The sequence below is a fragment of the Haloarcula sp. CGMCC 1.2071 genome, from assembly GCF_037078445.1.
GTDB classification, from domain to species: domain Archaea; phylum Halobacteriota; class Halobacteria; order Halobacteriales; family Haloarculaceae; genus Haloarcula; species Haloarcula amylolytica.
In genome coordinates, this window is the sequence record NZ_JAYMGY010000002.1 from 191306 (window position 1) to 206937 (window position 15632).

The 15632-nt window shown below is 66.3% G+C and carries 15 protein-coding genes; 10 read left to right on the plus strand and 5 right to left on the minus strand.

Going from position 1 to position 15632, the window contains the following annotated elements; translation table 11 throughout:
• Positions 1-41: 41 nt before the first annotated feature.
• On the minus strand, positions 42-1385 hold the full coding sequence (locus tag VI234_RS04955; RefSeq protein WP_336329629.1) for a tryptophanase: 1344 nt from the start codon (positions 1383-1385) through the stop codon (positions 42-44).
• A 216-nt stretch (positions 1386-1601) separates the two neighbouring features.
• Here VI234_RS04955 and VI234_RS04960 point away from each other — a divergent pair, with 216 nt between their 5' ends.
• The 8 genes from VI234_RS04960 (at position 1602) to VI234_RS04995 (ending at position 10798) form a co-directional block, all read left to right on the plus strand.
• Positions 1602-2285 carry a class I SAM-dependent methyltransferase gene (locus VI234_RS04960; protein WP_008307494.1) on the plus strand — a complete coding sequence of 228 codons (684 nt, stop codon included), beginning with the start codon at positions 1602-1604 and terminating at the stop codon, positions 2283-2285.
• 73 nt (positions 2286-2358) lie between these two features.
• On the plus strand, positions 2359-2628 hold the full coding sequence (locus VI234_RS04965; RefSeq protein ID WP_151103886.1) for a DUF7573 domain-containing protein: 270 nt from the start codon (positions 2359-2361) through the stop codon (positions 2626-2628).
• A gap of 193 nt (positions 2629-2821) precedes the next feature.
• The gene (locus tag VI234_RS04970) at positions 2822-3781 is read left to right on the plus strand and encodes an AAA family ATPase (RefSeq protein WP_008307491.1); all 960 of its coding nucleotides are present in this window, start codon (positions 2822-2824) and stop codon (positions 3779-3781) included.
• Entirely contained in the window at positions 3778-4752 is a 975-nt protein-coding gene (locus tag VI234_RS04975; protein WP_336329403.1) for a DUF58 domain-containing protein, read from the plus strand. The genes VI234_RS04970 and VI234_RS04975 overlap by 4 nt, the downstream gene beginning before the upstream one ends.
• Positions 4749-6983, plus strand: a complete 2235-nt coding sequence (locus VI234_RS04980; protein WP_336329404.1) for a transglutaminase family protein — start codon at positions 4749-4751, stop codon at positions 6981-6983. The genes VI234_RS04975 and VI234_RS04980 overlap by 4 nt, the downstream gene beginning before the upstream one ends.
• A gap of 44 nt (positions 6984-7027) precedes the next feature.
• Positions 7028-7321, plus strand: a complete 294-nt coding sequence (gene yciH, locus VI234_RS04985) for a stress response translation initiation inhibitor YciH (RefSeq protein WP_004516073.1) — start codon at positions 7028-7030, stop codon at positions 7319-7321.
• A gap of 248 nt (positions 7322-7569) precedes the next feature.
• Positions 7570-9876, plus strand: a complete 2307-nt coding sequence (locus VI234_RS04990; protein ID WP_336329405.1) for a peptidase — start codon at positions 7570-7572, stop codon at positions 9874-9876.
• Positions 9877-9916: 40 nt separating this feature from the next.
• Positions 9917-10798, plus strand: a complete 882-nt coding sequence (locus VI234_RS04995; RefSeq protein WP_008307478.1) for a DMT family transporter — start codon at positions 9917-9919, stop codon at positions 10796-10798.
• Between the two features lie 5 nt (positions 10799-10803).
• On the opposite strand, the gene VI234_RS05000 is transcribed toward VI234_RS04995, so the two are convergent.
• Positions 10804-10968, minus strand: coding sequence for a DUF7331 family protein (locus VI234_RS05000; protein WP_008307477.1), 165 nt, complete (start codon positions 10966-10968; stop codon positions 10804-10806).
• A 122-nt stretch (positions 10969-11090) separates the two neighbouring features.
• On the opposite strand from VI234_RS05000, the gene thiD reads away from it, so the two are divergent.
• Together thiD and VI234_RS05010 are read left to right on the plus strand one after the other, a co-directional pair.
• Positions 11091-12497: a bifunctional hydroxymethylpyrimidine kinase/phosphomethylpyrimidine kinase gene (thiD, locus tag VI234_RS05005; RefSeq protein ID WP_336329406.1), complete on the plus strand. Its 1407-nt coding sequence runs from the start codon at positions 11091-11093 to the stop codon at positions 12495-12497.
• Positions 12498-12572: 75 nt separating this feature from the next.
• Positions 12573-13208, plus strand: a complete 636-nt coding sequence (locus VI234_RS05010) for a DsbA family oxidoreductase (protein ID WP_336329407.1) — start codon at positions 12573-12575, stop codon at positions 13206-13208.
• A gap of 30 nt (positions 13209-13238) precedes the next feature.
• On the opposite strand, the gene ddh is transcribed toward VI234_RS05010, so the two are convergent.
• The 3 genes from ddh to VI234_RS05025 all read right to left on the minus strand — a co-directional run bounded on the left by ddh (position 13239) and on the right by VI234_RS05025 (position 15600).
• The gene (gene ddh / locus VI234_RS05015; protein WP_336329408.1) at positions 13239-14165 is read right to left on the minus strand and encodes a D-2-hydroxyacid dehydrogenase; all 927 of its coding nucleotides are present in this window, start codon (positions 14163-14165) and stop codon (positions 13239-13241) included.
• 53 nt (positions 14166-14218) lie between these two features.
• The gene (locus tag VI234_RS05020) at positions 14219-14737 is read right to left on the minus strand and encodes an HPP family protein (protein WP_336329409.1); all 519 of its coding nucleotides are present in this window, start codon (positions 14735-14737) and stop codon (positions 14219-14221) included.
• A 95-nt stretch (positions 14738-14832) separates the two neighbouring features.
• On the minus strand, positions 14833-15600 hold the full coding sequence (locus VI234_RS05025) for a hypothetical protein (protein WP_336329410.1): 768 nt from the start codon (positions 15598-15600) through the stop codon (positions 14833-14835).
• Positions 15601-15632: the final 32 nt, after the last annotated feature.

The window sequence follows — 15632 nt, forward strand, 5'->3', positions numbered from 1 at the left end:
GCTCGTGGGTCGCTGTCGTCCGAGGCCACGGGCGGACGAACCTACGCGGCGGGCTCGAGTTCCGCTGAGAAGTGTCTGAGTTCTTCCATCGGTGGCTCCCAGACGATTTTCAGGCCGGTGTACTCGTCGCGACGGTCGCGAACGCGAGCAGCGGTCTCCGCGATGTGTTCGAGGTGTTCTCGCCAGTACGTCCGGCGAGGAAGGGCGAGCCGAACGAGTTCCGGGCGGTCGGTCCCGGGGAACGCAAACGAGCCGAGTTCGACTGTCCGGACGCCGCCTTCGCGGTAGAGTTCGCAGACGAGCCGCTGCCCGGGGAACTGGTCGGCGGGGATGTCCGGGAGCAGGGCGGCCGCATCGATGTAGACGGCGTGGCCGCCGGTCGGCGTGACGATCGGGATATCGCGCTCACGCAGGAGGTCGCCGAGGGTCGCGACTTGTTCGATCCGCTCGGCGACGTACGGCGGTTGGACCGCTTCCCGCAGACCGGTGGCCATCGCTTCGAGGTCACGACCTGCGAGACCGCCGTATGTCGGGAACCCTTCGTAGAGGATCGCGCGCTGTTTGCACTGTTCGAACAGGGAAGTGTCGCGGACGGCCGTGAACCCGCCGATGTTTGCGAGGGCATCCTTTTTCCCGCTCATCGTGATTGCGTCCGCGGGGCGTAACTGCTCGCGAGCGATCTCACTGAGGGGCGTGTCGGCGTATTCGGGGTCCCGTTGCTTGATGAACTGTGCGTTTTCGGCGAACCGACAGGCGTCAATGACGAACGTTGCGTCGATTTCCGTGGCGAAGGCGGCCGTCTCGCGGATGTTCGCCATCGACACTGGCTGGCCGGCGGCGGAGTTGTTCGTGATCGTCAGGACGACAGCCGAGACGGCGTCCTGCCCGTACTCCTCGACAGCGTCCCACCCTCGCTCTGTGGCGAAGTTGCCGGCAAACGTCCCGACGCTATCAGTGGTCAGGTCCGTCTCTGCCGGGCAGTCGACTGCAGTAGCGCCTTGATTCGTTACGTGTGCGCGGGTGGTGTCAAAATGCGTGTTGTTGAGTACGACGTCACCCTCGTCCAGTAGCGCCCCGAACAGGACGTTCTCCGCGCCGCGGCCCTGATGTGTCGGCACCACGCGGTCGAACCCCATCACGTCAGCGACCGTCTCACGGAAGCGTTTGAACGAGCGCGAACCGGCGTACGCCTCGTCCCCGCGGACCACGTCCGCCCACTGGTCGTCGCTCATCGCGCCAGTCCCCGAGTCAGTCAGCAAGTCGATAAAGACGTCTTCTGCAGCGAGGTTGAAGACGTTGTGCCCGGCCTCGGCGAGCGCTGTCTCGCGTCGCTCACGGGGCGGAAGCTGTATCGAGGTTACCGATTTGGCCTTGTACGAGCGCATGCTGTGTCGCAGGACGCCGATTGACTTATTCCCCATCTGATATTTTGTGTACAGAAGTGGGCTGAGATGTCCATTAGCAGACGAGTACGGGTATCGGTGGACAGGAGAGACGGGCGCTAGCGGTCGACAATACAGCCTTTGAGCGGCCGGCGGGGTACCTGTTTCCGGCAGGCAGAAATAGCGGGCATTTTGAGGCCAGAACTACTGGAGGGACGTATGAGCGTTCGCGAGGAATTCGACGCGTGGGCGGCCGAAGGCAAAGACAGAGGGATGGAAGACCGGCACTGGCACACCGCCAAGCACGTCCTCGCCCGGATGCCGGTCGAACCGGGCGACACGGTGCTCGACCTCGGAACGGGCTCGGGCTACGCACTCCGTGCGCTCCGTGACACCAACGACGCCGGTCCCTGCTATGGCCTCGACGGGTCGCCGGAGATGCTCCGGAACGCCCGCGAGTACACGGACGACGACGGCATCGGGTTCCTGCGCGGCGACTTCGACGCGCTGCCGTTTGCGACCGACAGTATCGACCACGTCTTCTCGATGGAAGCGTTCTACTACGCCAGCGACCCGCCACACACCCTCGAAGAAATCGCGCGAGTGCTGCGACCGGGCGGGACCGCCCACATCGCGGTGAACTACTACGAGGAGAACGTCCACTCCCACGAGTGGCAGGAGTTCATCGACATCGAGATGACCCGCTGGAGCGGCCCGGAGTACCGCGAGGCCTTCCGCGAGGCCGGTCTGGCCGTTGCGTCGCAGGACACAATCCCCGACCGCGAGGTGGAGATTCCGCCGGCGGATGGGTTCCCCACGGACGAGTTCGAGACCCGCGAGGCGATGGTCGAGCGTTACCGCGAACTGGGGACGTTGCTGACCGTCGGCGTCGCCACCGAATAACGAGGCAGGCAGCAGCGCACGGCGTCGGAACGACCGACAGGGTATTTTGTGACCGCAACCAAAACCAGGGTGTATGGCCGAAGACGCCTCGCTGGAGGACTTTCTCGACGATAGCAGCGAGAGCGAGGACGAGGGGGACAACGGTATTTCTGCGGGAGACGATACTGCAGAGACGGAGAGCGAAGCCCCCGATTCCGGAGCCTCGACTGACGCGGTCGACCCGGCCGTGACGACGTACGCGTGGTCGCCCGAGGGAGCGGCGTGTGACGAGTGTGGCGAGGTCGTCGAGCGCCGGTGGACACAGGACGGACTCCTCGTCTGTGGGGCCTGCAAGTGCTGGTGAACCCCGCTACCGGCCGTAAATCGGATGTGTGTTGTTCTCACTCATCCACAGAGTTACATACGCTCACGCCGTAGACAGGGCTACAACTGAACGGCCCGGAGGATGTGGCACCCACACAAGACACTTACTGGTCGACAGGGCAAACTATCTCACCAGTCCCCGTGCCAAGGCGTCGTCCCACGAGATCGCGACTATGACAGACACTGACACCTCACGCAGTCAACAGTCGGACAGTCCCCTCCGCGACGCCACACGCGTCGCCAATCAGGTGATCGAAAACGTCGAGCAGGTCATCGTCGGGCAACACGACGCCATCGAGCACATCGTGACGGCGGTGCTCGGCCGCGGACACATTCTACTTGAGGACGTTCCCGGCGTCGGCAAGACGATGCTGGCCCGCTCCGTCGCGGCTTCCTTCGACGGCGAGTTCAAGCGAATCCAGTTCACGCCGGATCTCCTCCCGACCGACGTGACTGGCGTCAACGTCTACAACCAGAAGACACAGGAGTTCGAGTTCCGACCCGGCCCGATCTTCGCCAACGTCGTCCTCGGCGACGAGATCAACCGTGCACCGCCGAAGACGCAGTCGGCGCTGCTTGAGGCGATGGAGGAACAGCAGGTGTCCGTCGACGGGACCACGCATCCCGTGCCACAGCCGTTTACCGTCATCGCCACGCAGAACACGGTCGAGCAGAACCGGGCCTACGACCTGCCGATGGCCGAGCTCGACCGGTTCATGACGAAGCTGCACCTCGGGTACCCGGACGAGGCGGCGGAGACGGAGATGCTGGGTGACGTGGTGGGCCACCATCCCATCGAGGACCTCACGTCGGTCGCTACCCTCGAAGCGCTGTCTGCCGCCAGGGAGACGGTGGCGGACGTAACCGTCGAGGAACCCATTCGCTCGTACGCGACCCGGCTGGCGCGGTACACGCGGGAGAACGCGCAACTGGGCGTCAGCCCGCGGGGGAGCATCTCCCTCCTGCGGGCGGCACAGGCCCGGGCCGTCCTCGACGGCCGCAGTTACGTCATCCCCGACGACATCCAGACGGAAGCGCCGGTCGTCCTCCCGCATCGCATCCGCACCGAGAGCAGCGAGCAGGACGCCCGGGCGCTCGTCGCGGAGGCACTCGATACCGTCTACGTCGAATGAGACCGACGCGCCGCGGTTTCGCCGTTCTCGCCGTCGCCGTTGCCGCCCTTCTGGTCAGTGCCAGGTTCGGTCAGCCCGGGCTCACCGCCGTCGCCGGCCCGCTGTTCGTCGGCGTGTTCGCCGCCGCCGTGCAGGTTCGCTGGAGTGGCGCGCCGACTGTCGAGCGGAGCCGCCTCCGCCGTGGCTTTCCCGGCGAGACGAAACCCGTCGAGTTCCGTGTCGACGGCAGCGGCATCGCAACGGTCACCGACCGGCTTTCCGAGGGCCTGGACGGCGAGACGACAACTACCAGGTCCCTGCCGGCGACGGTGACCTACCGAGTCACCTACACGGCCCGGGGCGAGCAACGGGTCGGCCCCGTCGAGGCGACGGTGACGGACGCGCTGGGACTCATTAGAGAGCGCTACACCATCGAGAGCAGGGCCGACGTGCTCGTGTATCCGCCCGTCTACCGGCTGGGCGGGACGGACGCGTTCGCACGAGCGTTCACGCCGGAGAGCGAGGACCGGCAGTCGTTCGACCGACTGCGGGAGTACGTCAGCGGCGACTCGCTACGGGACGTGCACTGGAAATCCAGCGCCAAGCGCGAGGACCTGCTGGTCAAGGAGTTCACTGACAACCGGAGCGACAGGGACCTGCTCGTCGCTGCTGAAGCCCGCGAGGGGCACGCCGACGAGATGGCCGCGGCGGCGGCAACCATCGCGATGGCCGCGCTGGAGAGCGGTCTCGCGGTCGAACTCGTCGTCCCGAACGGGACAGTCGAGCAGGGGTACGGCGACACCCACCGGACGCGACTGCTCGAACTGCTGGCCCGGGCCGACGCGGGCCGGACCGGCCGGGCGGACGACGCCGACGTGGTCGTCACGGCCAACAGCGACGGCGTCACAGTGTCGGTCGACGGCCGCCGGCAGTCCTTCGCCGACGTGACCGCCAGTCGGGACAACCCCCTCGCGGGCGAGGTGAGCGGATGAGCGCCGCCATCACGGAACGGGTCCGCGACCGGCTCCCCTGGAGCGGGTCCCGGCTACTGGCGTTGCTTGCGGCGGCGCTGGCCATCGGCGCGCCGCTGCGGACGATGTTCTATCTCAGCGACGTGGTCGGCGACCCGACGCTGTTTCTGGCGCTCACCGCGCTCTCGCTCGTCGGCGCGACGCTGCTGGCCCGCGTGCTCAGACCGCCCCTCGCGGTCGGTGTCGGCGCGGTGCTGTTCGCCGGCGGGCTCGGCGCGTACATCCTGAACCTCTCGACGGACCCGGCGGTGACGGAGCTGCTGGCCGACACCGCCGCCCTGCTGACCGGGCGGTCGCTGCTGCAGATCGCCAAGGTCAGGCTGTGGGTGCTGTCGTTCGCGCCGGCACCGGTGTTTCTGACGTGGTACTTCGCCCTGCGGCGCTGGTACGTGACGGCGACAGTGGCGGCCGGAACGGCGCTGGCGTTCTTCGCCCTAACGACCGACTCCGGCGTGGTGACGACACTGCTGGGCGTGGTCGGCATCGCGGCGACCATCGGCTTCGGGACGCTCGATACGCTGTCGGCGGACGAGCCGGCGGACCTGACGAAGCGACCCGATGCGATGTCCGGCAGCAGCGAGACGGGACAGACGGACGACGACAGCGAGGGCATCGACGCCGGGCGGCGTGCCGTCCTCGAACAACTGGCGGCGATAATCGTCGTCCCGGCGGCGCTCTCGCAGGTCCCGATTACCCGGGACAGTTTGCTGTCGTACGACGACGGGTCGGACGGCCAGACCGTCGAAGGGAGCCTCTTCGACGCCGGAGAGTCCCTCTCAGTACTCGGGAGCATCTCGCTGACGCCGGAGATACGGTACACGGTCGAAAGCGAGGAACCGCGCTACTGGCGGGTCGCCTCCTACGACCGCTACACCGGCAACGGGTGGGTTCGGACGGGGAACCCCACCCCGTACGACGACCAGCGCCTCGACTCTCCTGAGGGAGAGACCCGGACGCTGCGACAGGAGTTCCGGGCGGAGTCGACCATCGGGACCGTCCCGGCCGCCTGGAAGCCCGTCCGCTACTCGGGGGAGCCGTCGGTATCGGTCTCCAGCGAGGGCGGGTTCCAGCCCGACGGCACGCTGTCGACGGGCGACAGCTACGAGGTCAGGAGCGAACTGCTCGTGGCGACGCCGGACGGGTTGCGTGAGGCCGGCACTGATTACGACGACGCGACCGCGGAGCTGTACACCCAGCTCCCCGACAGCACGCCGGACCGGGTCACGGAACGGACGGCTATCCTCACCGCAAACGCCGAAAACCCCTACGAGACGGCGCTGGTCGTCGAGCGGTGGCTGCAGGAGAGCAAGGGCTACTCGCTCGACGTCGACCGACCCGACTTCAACGTCGCCGACGCCTTCCTCTTCGAGATGGACGAGGGGTACTGCGTCTACTTCGCGACGACGATGGTGACCATGCTCCGGACGCAGGGCATCCCGGCGCGCATGACCGTCGGCTACACGTCCGGCCAGCGAATCGACGAGAACCAGTGGGTCGTGCGCGGGCTCAACTCCCACGCCTGGGTCGAGGTGTACTTCCCCGGCCAGGGCTGGGTGCAGTTCGACCCGACGCCGTCCGGGCCGCGCGAGGCGGTCAGACAGCAGCGTATCGAGGAGGCGAGTTCGGACGAATCGTCACCCACTGTCGGCGACGACAACCCGGTCGAACAGTACACGCCGTCCGACACGTCGACACCCGCCCCGCTGACCGAGACCGACGAGACCGAGGCCGAGCCGACTGAGACACCAACGGTCACAGAAACCGACACGCCAGCCGGCACTGCAAGGGAGCCGGGCTCGGGCGATGATGCGGGGCCGAGTCTGCCGGAACTCCCATCGCGCGAGGAGATGACGCTCGGCGTCGTTGCACTGCTCGGCATCGCGGCGGGTGCGCGTCGGTCCGGCCTCAGCGGGCGAGCCTACCGGGCGGTGTGGCTGCGCTACCAGCGCCGCGTGGACCCCGAGACCGACATCGAGCGGGCGTTCCAGCGGGTCATGTACGTCCTTTCGACGGAACACCGGGCTCGCGAGAGCGGTGAGACGGTACGGGCGTATCTCGACGCGATAGGGGCCGACGACCGGGTCCGTCGGCTGGCGGCGCTACGGGAGCGGCTCCGGTACGGCGGCGAGGTCGACGAAGCGATTGCCGACGAGGCCGTCGAAATCGCTGATAGAATCGTCTCCGCCCGGTAGTCCCCGACAGTGTTTAATAGGTCGTGTTCGTAGGCGCGATTGTAATGTCGGAAGTCTGCTCGACGTGCGGGCTGCCTGAGGAGCTCTGCGTCTGTGAGGACGTCGCTAAGGAGTCCCAGGAGATTAACATCCGCATCGACGAGCGCCGTTACGGGAAGGAGGTAACGATTATCGAGGGATTCGACCCGAAAGACGTCGACATGGACTCGCTGTCCTCAGACCTCAAATCGAAGTTCGCCTGCGGTGGCACTGTCGAGGACGGGCAGATAGAGCTCCAGGGCAATCACACGGGCCGCGTCGAGGATTTCCTCCGCGACAAAGGTTTCAACGTCGCCTGAACTCCTGACTGCCAACGGTTCTCGTGAGAGCGCCGTGGCAAGCCGCCGCTGTGACCTGCTCGCCAGCTTTTCAGTCTGGTCTGCTCGCGAGTGTTCGCTGCGGCCGGCCACGAGTGGCTCGGGTCTGGCTGTTTTTTACCGTCGTGGGCGCTTCTGGTAGCGACCGGTCGAGACAGATTTTGTTGCATGATACCAGCACCCATAATCGGCGGTCAACTATTTCAACCACGGGGAGGTAACTGTTTGCAATGTTCGTTGTACCCCGACGGGTGGTGGCCGTCGGACTCGTGGTCCTTCTCCTCGGTGGGGGATTCGCGTCGCTCCCGGTGGCGGCGAGCGCTGACCACGGGGCGGTGACCTGGTCCAGTGTCGACACAGCAGTCGGCGGAGCCAGCGAGAACAGTACGTATCAGGCTGATAGGGCGTCAGAGCAAGATAGTGGTGGAATAGTCGAGACAACGGCCACTGCCGAGGCGAACGGTTCGCTAGCCCGGATCGGAAGCGCCGACACACATCGACGCCAGCCACGGGGACTGGGCGGGGACACAACCGGAACGGAAGCCGTGACAGCGGCTGACATGGGAACGGGGACAGCCACGTCGGGTGCGACACAGACCAGCGACGGTGACGTGATTCAGCAGACACAGACCTACGCGCGCATACCGGAGGAGCCGGGCGAAGTCGCGGTGACTCTGACCTACGAGATTCCGGACCGGGTCGTCGACCTCGAAACGCACGTCCCAGCGGCGGCGACGGTGACCGAAACGGACGGGTTCGAGCGCGTCAACGAGTCCGTGTACGAGTGGGAAGAAACGACGGATACGGCGACGGTCAGCTACCGCATCAACCCGAACCGGACCATCGAGAAGAGCGGTCCGGAGGGAGCCGAGGGCCGCTATCTCAGCGTCGATACGGGCGACTGGGCGCTGCTCACGCGCTCACGGACGCCGACGCGCTGGCGATACACTGGCCAGGACCCAGTCAGGTACAACCGCACGGTCCGGACGGCAGGCCCGGGTGCGGCGGGCGAGGAGATCGTGTACCTCGGCGAGGTAGCGACCTTCGAGGAGACGGCGCACAACCAGACGTTCACGCTGGCTGTGCCGGAGCGGGCGACGATGACGGCCTCGCCGATTTCGGTCCTCGACTCGATGGCGAACGCATCGAACGCCCTCCGGGTCGGTGACCGTGACGAGCAGGTGTTCGTCGTCGCCGCGCCGTCCGAGGCCGTCGAGTGGGGCGTCGAGGGGTATCAGATCGGTGACGCAGATATGTGGGTCCAGTCCCGGCAATCGCTGGATACCGCCAACAACGTCTGGCTCCACGAGTACGTCCACAGCCGGCAGGCCTACGAGACGACGCGGGAGACGCGGTGGACGGTCGAGGGCTGGGCGACGTACTACGCCGCCGTCCTGGCGCTGGAACAGGACCGGATCGGGTTCGACGAGTTCCGGGCACAGCTCGCAGCGGGCGGACGCCCCGTCTACAGCGACGTGGCGCTGACGGACCGGTCGAGTTGGACGAACGACGCGAACTACAGGAAGGGTTCGCTGGTGGCTGGGCGGACAGATGTCCATATCCGCTCGGCTACTGACCGCAACAAGACACTCCAGACTGTGTTCCAGTCGCTAAACGGCTACCGCGACCCGGTCACGCAATCGCAGTTCCTCACCGAGGTCGAGGCCGCTGGCGGGGCAAGCGCCCGGAACACGACCGCGACGGAGACCGAAACGACAACGACGGTGGCGATGTGGAACGAGACGACACACCGGCGGTTGTTCGGTTCGATTCCCGCTCGTATCGGCTACGGTCTCCCACCGGTCGACCGCGCGGACGCCTACCGCGCAGACAGTCTCTACCGGTCAGACACACCGGTCGGCGGAAGCGAGCCGATCCGGCTGGCGACCAACGAGACGCTCGCGGTCGACGCAGTCGTCGAGAACGCCGGTGGCGAGGCAGGGGCGTACAACGTGACGCTCGCGGTCAACGAGACCGTCGTCGCCGCGAAACAGGGCCAGATCGAACCGGGGGAGCGGACCGAGGTCGAAGTGACACACACGTTTGCCGACCCCGGCCGATACGTGATCAGTATCGACGGCGACACCGTCACTGTCGTGGTGACGGAACCGGCAGCGGCCAGCGTCACTGACGTCACCGCGAGTCCGCAAGAAGTCAGGCAGGGGGACAGTGTGGACGTGACCGCCACTGTCGCCAACGACAACGAGATTCCGGGGACAATCGCGGTCGAGTTCCGCCGCAACGACACCGTGTTCGCGGAGCAACGGCTGTATCTCCCGCCACAGGCGACGACGACAGTCGTGCGGACGGTCACCCTCGGCGAACCCGGAACAGTCTCGCTGTCGGCGGGTGACGGACGGACCGCGACGGCGGTCGAGGTGGTCGTCTCGACGGAGACAGCCGAACCAACGTCGACGCCGACGGAGCGGCTCACAGACACACAGACGACAGCCGGCGAGGGCAACGGCTTCACCGTGCTCGTGACCGGTCTCGCGGTGTTGCTTGCGGTCCTGATCGCCCGCCAGCGCGGTTCCTGACACGAGCCCGAAGGGAACAGTTATTGCGGTCGGCTAGCCGTTGTCAACCGTGAACGTCGGAATCGCGTACGCCGTTCTGTCGGCGCTGGTGTTCGGGGTGTACCTGTTCGTGATGAAGCGGTGGTTCACCGGGTATCCGTCGCCGGTGTTCCTGTTGCTTACGTACAGCCTGGTCCCCATCGTCTACCTCCCCATCGTCTTCGTCAGCAACGAGCCCTTCCTCCCGGCGGGCAACCGCGTCAACGTCCTCGCGTCGGTTCTCGCGGTGACGGCGGTGACGGCGGTTGGACTGCTCACCCTCTTTCGGGCGATCCGCGTCGGCGAAGTCTCCTACGTCTCGCCGATCAGCAAAATCGTCCCCGTGTTCGTGTTGCCGCTGGAAGTCGGCCTGCTGGGCCAGCATCTCTCGGCGCTACAGGTCGGCGGTGTCGTCGTCGCGACCGCCGCCGTCTACGTCGCGAACTGGCAGGGCACAGCGTTACTGGCCCCGCTCAAGCGGGCCCGGCAGTCCCGGCCCGCACAGCTAGCCTTACTGTCGGCTGCGGCGTTCGCGCTCGTCGATGTAAGCAAGCGGGTGCTGATGCAGGAACTGGCCGTCGAACCGACGACCTACATCCCGGTGATGGCCGTCGGCATCGCCGTCTTGATGACGCCGCTCGCGTTCCGGTATCAGGTCCCGCCGGGATGGCGGGGGGACCTCCCGAAGTTCGTCGTCGCGGCGATGTTCGTCGCCTACGCGAACCACATCGTGTTGCTGTCCTTCCAGTTGCTCCCGGCGAGTATCGTCTCACCCATCGTCAACGGGCAAGCCATCGTCGCCGTTATTCTGGGCGCGATTGTTCTCGACGAAGCGCAGTTCCGAGCACGCCTGGCCGCTGCGGGGCTGGCTATCGTCGGTATCGCGATGATATCGGTCGGGTAAAAAGGTCAGACCGACTTTCGCTCCGACGAGCAGCCGACCTGTACCGCATAGCTCGATTGAAGCCACGCGGTCGGGTTCTCAGTGTCGTAGACGACGACGTCGCCGCCGCCAGTTGTGAAGCTGCCGTACTGCTCGTCGGAGTCGGTAGTATCGCGCGACGCTGGTTCCATTGTGGTACAAGGGCACATCCGACACAGTGACACATAAATGTTTCTCAAATGTAGTATGGGATATTATTAGCATACTAGGATTTGGCCACATAGTTTCGTCCGACTGAGAGACCAGCACCGATATGTGGCCGCCAGTGAAGTCATCAGGTATGACACGAGCGGACGCCCCAGTGACGCCGCCAGTCGTGCTGACCGTCGCCGGCAGCGACTCCGGTGGCGGGGCCGGTATCCAGGCCGACATCAAGACCATCGAGGCCTGTGGCGGCTTCGGGACCAGCGCGATTACGAGCGTCACGGCACAGAACACCACGGGCGTACAGGGTCAGCATCTGCTCCCGATCGACCAGATCGAGGCCCAGATCGAGGCGGTCACGGGAGATTTCGACGTGGCCGCGGTCAAGACGGGGATGCTCGCGACGAGTGACGTCATCGACCTGGTCGTGGAACACGCCGCCGACCTGCCGAACCTCGTCGTCGACCCGGTGATGGTGGCGGCCTCGGGCGACCGGCTGCTGGCCGCTGAAGCCGAAGACGCTTACGAGGCCCTCATCGCCGAAGCGGCGGTCGTCACGCCCAACGCCGACGAGGCCGCCGTCCTGACCGGCCGCGACGTCGACAATCCCGAGACCGCGGAACGAGCGGGCCGCGACCTCGTCGAGATGGGGGCCGACAGCGCGCTCGTGAAGGGCGGCCACGTCCCGGGCGACGCCGTGGTCGACACCCTCGTGACCGAGGACGGGGTAACGACGTTCCGCCACGACCGCATCGACACCGAGGCCACCCACGGTTCGGGCTGTACGCTGTCCTCTGCCATCGCGACGCAGTTGGCCCACGGCGACGACCTGCCGACGGCAGTCGGAGACAGTATCGACCTGCTTGCGAGCGCGGTCCGGTACAACCTCGACGTTGGTGAAGGCCCGGGTGCGGTCCACCACCTCGTCCAGACGCGCAACGACGCCGCACGCCATCCGACGAGCGAGGCCGTCGAGCGGGCTGTGTCGGCGCTCGTCGAGGCGGACGTGTCGACGCTGGTCCCCGAGCGAGGGATGACCGTCGCCGGCGCGACGCCCTACGCGGAGACGCCGGACGCGGTCGCCGCCGTCGAGGGCCGCATCGCCCGCACGATGGACGGCGTCCGGCCGAACCGCGGCGTCCGGCCGAACCGCGGCGTCCGCTTTGGCGCATCGACGACGGTGGCTCGCGCCCTCCTGGCCGCCCGGGAGCACGACCCGGCGATTCGGTTCGCCGTCGACTGCCGGCTGACCGACGCCGTCGAGGACGCGCTGGCGTCGCTGGACGGCCGCGTCGCTGCGTACGACCCCGGTGAGCGCCCGGACGGGGTTTCCGACGACGCCACGGCACAGTGGGGCGTCGACCGGGCGTTCGGGACCAGCGACGGAACGCCGGTCGCCGTCGTCGGCCGCGAGGGCGTGGGTACCGACGGCCGCGCAATGCTGCTCGCAGCGGACGCCGACGACCTCGTCTCTCAAGTAGAGACAGTCCACGAGACCGTCAGGGACGACGGGTAACGGGCCAGTCGGTCGTGCGCTGGTCCGGCACAGACGGTGGCCGCGTTTAACCGCGAGCAACGCATACCCGGACGTATGAGTGAGACTCAGTCGAGCGAGCGGATCACGGTCTTCTCGGACTACGTCTGCCCGTTCTGTTATCTCGGACGCGAATCGCTCAGGCAGTACCAGTCGACGCGCGAGGACGAACTGGAGATCGACTGGCACCCCTTCGACCTCCGGAGCGGGAAGCGCAACCCCGACGGCTCCATCGACCACTCCGTCGACGACGGCAAGGACGAGGACTACTACGAGCAGGCCAAGCAGGGCGTCCGCCGGCTTCAGGAGAAATACGACGTGGAGATGGACCTGGACATCGCCACCAACATCGACTCGCTGCCCGCCCAGATCGCCTCCTACTACGTCAAAGAGCACTACGACTACGAGACGTGGCTGGCCTTCGACGTGTCCATCTTCGAGGCGCTGTGGCAGGACGGAGCGGATATCGGCGACGAAGACCTGCTGGTCGACCTCGCCGAGGACGCGGGCGTCGACGGCGACGAAATCCGGTCGGCGCTCGCGGATGACGCCCTCCGGTCTGCGGTCCGCGAGAAGTTCACAGCGGCCAAGCGCCAGGGCATCACCGGCGTCCCGACGTTCGCGTACGACGGCCACGCCGCACGCGGTGCGGTGCCGCCCGAGCAGCTAGAACGGCTGGTCGAAGGTACCTGAGCGGCGCGGTCAGATATTCTCTGACGGCCCTCACGCGACGCGGTTCCGCAGCGACTCGCCGCGGTCGATCCGTTCGACGTTCTCCTGAACGAGGGCCGCGATATCCTCGTGATACCGGCTCGTGGACGCAGCGACGTGTGGCGTCACGATAGCCGACTCGTGGTCCCAGAGCGGATGGTCGTCTGGTAGCGGCTCCTCCCAGTGGGCGTCGAGGGCTGCCCCGGCAATCGTCCCGTCGTCGAGCGCGTTCAGCAGCGCGTCCTCGACGACGACAGGCCCACGGGCGACGTTGACGAGGTAGCTGTCGGCCCGCATCTGCGCGAGCAAAGCGGCGTCGACCATGCCTTCGGTCTCCTCGGTGAGCGGACAACACAGCACGACGAAGCGTGCGTCGGCGACGGCGGCGTCCAGTTCGTCGGGCGTGTACACGCGCTCGACGTTCTCAGCGGGGTCACCGGAGCGGCGAACGCCGACGACCTCCATGCCCAGCGCGTCGGCCCGGTCAGCGATTCCCTGACCGATGGTGCCCAGACCGACCACACACACCTGTTCGCCGGTCAGCGTGAACGGCGCGTCGTACGGCTCCTGCGTCCAGTCGCTATCGCCCTGTCGGTCCCGATAGACGTGGAGACGGCGGGCAAACGCCGTCAGATAGCCGACGACGGTTTCCGGGACGGTGTCGCCGTGGATACCAGTGCTGTTCGTCAGTACCGTCCCGGCCGCCTCGTAGGCGTCCACGTCGAACTCGTCGTAGCCCGCGCGGATGCCGTGGACCCAGGCGGCGTCCAGAAACGCCTCCCGCGGAGAGAACGTGACGACGCAGTCACTGGCATCGAATGAGGCGTCATCACCGACAGTCTCGACGCGGACATCGGGTCCCTGTAGCGCGGCGACCATCGCCTCCAGCGGACAGGCCTTCGCAACTGACTCGTGGACGGCGATTCTGTCGATATCCATACAGGCCGCTGGCGTGGCGATAGTATAGTGCTTTTTGCCGAACTGCAGTCCGCTCACCGGTCAGTTTGGTCCGGTCGAGACGAGCCGATAGCTCGATGGTAGGCGGACAGCACGAGGGCGTGAAACGCGACGAGAACGCCGACACCGACGACGATGACTGCGACCTGCAGCGGCGTCGAGAGCAGCCCCAGCGAGACGATGAGCGTCGTCGCGCAGGCCGGTGCGTGGACCGTATCTGTTGCAATCATCCCCCAGCTCGTCACGACGAGCGAGAGGGTCGCGCTCGCGACGAGGCGGAGCCCGGCCATCGAGAACGCGGTCGGGTCCGCGACGAGTGAAACGCCGCCAGCGAGCAGGCTGTACGCGAACAGCCCCGCAACGCCGCCGATTAGATGGCTCGCGACGACGCTGCCCAGCCCCGTCCGGTCGCCGTCCCGCTGAAACGCGAGGATGAACGCAGAAGGGCCGAGACTCGGGAAGATGAACGGCTGCCCGCTCGCCCACGCGAGCGTCCCGAGGACGACGAACAGCACGCCGGCGTACAGACTTGTCCCGACCCGATGCCGTCGCATTGCTCCCGGTAGGAAACTGAATGAATAAGACAGTCACGGTCCGACAGAGTGGCGCCGTAGTCCCGAGTCGGGACGACAGCGGCCAGCCGCTCCAGTCAGAGAGCCGTAGTTGGCGTGCCGTCTTCGCTCGGGGCCGACGGCGGCATCCCGTCGGTCTCGCGGAGTTGCTCGAACGCGACCGCGATAACCGCGGTGCTGTACAGCGACACCAGGGGTTGGATGACGACGGTCGGCAACTGCGCGGCCGGCTGTGGGAGCGCCAGCGCGCCGACGAGCCCAACGATACCGCCGACGAGCGCCGCGGCGGCAATAACGATGAACAGCAGTCCGAACAGCGTCAGTCGGTCGCCCTCGGTGAGCCGATAGCTCTCTTTGAGCGCCGCGACGAAGTTCCGGTCTTCGACGATGACGTACGGCATCATGAAGATGAACGCGACGTAGGCGAAGATGCCAGGGATGAGGAGCAGGACCGACCCGACGAACACCAGTAGGCCGTAGACGATCCCGCCAACAAGCACGTTCACCATCGCTAGCGGCACGTTCCGCGTGAACGCTCCCTCGGGGAAACTGTCGCGTGTTCCGGTAGCGAACGTCCGGAAGGACACGATGGTGAGATACAGTGAGACCACAGAGCCAATGGCGATACCGGCACCAGCGACATTGAGCGAGATGTCGAGGGTCAGCGGCAGGGCTGCGGCAATCTCACCGTATCCCATTCTGGCGTAGGTCGTCGCCAGGATTGTGTTGAACAGTGCTTGAAAGCTAGCCATCAGGGCAAAAAACGCTACGAGTAGTATCGCGCCGGTACGACTGAACAGCCGATACCCCGCCTCTTCGAGGACGGAGCCGATTTGGAGGGCCATCAGGGGAGCGCTTCGACAAGCGGGGGCATAAG

Bases quoted from the DNA above. Each gene is read 5' to 3' on its own strand.
- VI234_RS04955 (WP_336329629.1), bottom strand. From the start codon at position 1,385: ATGCGCTCGTACAAGGCCAAATCGGTAACCTCGATACAGCTTCCGCCC.
- VI234_RS05000 (WP_008307477.1), bottom strand. From the start codon at position 10,968: ATGGAACCAGCGTCGCGCGATACTACCGACTCCGACGAGCAGTACGGC.
- VI234_RS04990 (WP_336329405.1), top strand. From the start codon at position 7,570: ATGTTCGTTGTACCCCGACGGGTGGTGGCCGTCGGACTCGTGGTCCTT.
- yciH (WP_004516073.1), top strand. From the start codon at position 7,028: ATGTCGGAAGTCTGCTCGACGTGCGGGCTGCCTGAGGAGCTCTGCGTC.
- VI234_RS04965 (WP_151103886.1), top strand. From the start codon at position 2,359: ATGGCCGAAGACGCCTCGCTGGAGGACTTTCTCGACGATAGCAGCGAG.
- VI234_RS04960 (WP_008307494.1), top strand. From the start codon at position 1,602: ATGAGCGTTCGCGAGGAATTCGACGCGTGGGCGGCCGAAGGCAAAGAC.
- VI234_RS05010 (WP_336329407.1), top strand. From the start codon at position 12,573: ATGAGTGAGACTCAGTCGAGCGAGCGGATCACGGTCTTCTCGGACTAC.
- VI234_RS04970 (WP_008307491.1), top strand. From the start codon at position 2,822: ATGACAGACACTGACACCTCACGCAGTCAACAGTCGGACAGTCCCCTC.
- VI234_RS04975 (WP_336329403.1), top strand. From the start codon at position 3,778: ATGAGACCGACGCGCCGCGGTTTCGCCGTTCTCGCCGTCGCCGTTGCC.
- VI234_RS05020 (WP_336329409.1), bottom strand. From the start codon at position 14,737: ATGCGACGGCATCGGGTCGGGACAAGTCTGTACGCCGGCGTGCTGTTC.
- ddh (WP_336329408.1), bottom strand. From the start codon at position 14,165: ATGGATATCGACAGAATCGCCGTCCACGAGTCAGTTGCGAAGGCCTGT.
- VI234_RS04980 (WP_336329404.1), top strand. From the start codon at position 4,749: ATGAGCGCCGCCATCACGGAACGGGTCCGCGACCGGCTCCCCTGGAGC.
- thiD (WP_336329406.1), top strand. From the start codon at position 11,091: ATGTGGCCGCCAGTGAAGTCATCAGGTATGACACGAGCGGACGCCCCA.
- VI234_RS05025 (WP_336329410.1), bottom strand. From the start codon at position 15,600: ATGGCCCTCCAAATCGGCTCCGTCCTCGAAGAGGCGGGGTATCGGCTG.